1 pseudogene is annotated in these 255 nt (G+C 42.4%); it reads right to left on the bottom strand.

Going from position 1 to position 255, the window contains the following annotated elements:
* A pseudogene (locus ESB04_RS12535) lies at positions 1–255 on the bottom strand (hypothetical protein); the annotation flags it as partial.

The following is a 255-nucleotide window of genomic DNA, read 5'->3' as shown; positions in this document are numbered from 1 at the left end:
GGTTTGGACCAGCTTCCACTCTGTCTAATAGACCATCATTGTCAGAATCAAGATCTCTGAAGTCCGGAGTTCCATCTTTATCTGTATCAATTGGAGTACTTGGATCTTTACCAGCTTCCAGCTTATCAGGAATTGTGTCATTATCTGTGTCAATATCCTGGAAATCTGGCATTCCATCTGAGTCCGTGTCTAGTGGATTATTTGGATTTGGTCCAGCCTCCACCTTGTCAGGTATGGTATCATTGTCTGAATCTA

It is taken from the genome of Aquirufa rosea, assembly GCF_004118285.1.
Lineage (GTDB): Bacteria > Bacteroidota > Bacteroidia > Cytophagales > Spirosomataceae > Aquirufa > Aquirufa rosea.
The sequence above is the reverse complement of the archived record's forward strand: the minus strand, read 5'-3'. Positions and strand labels throughout refer to the sequence as shown.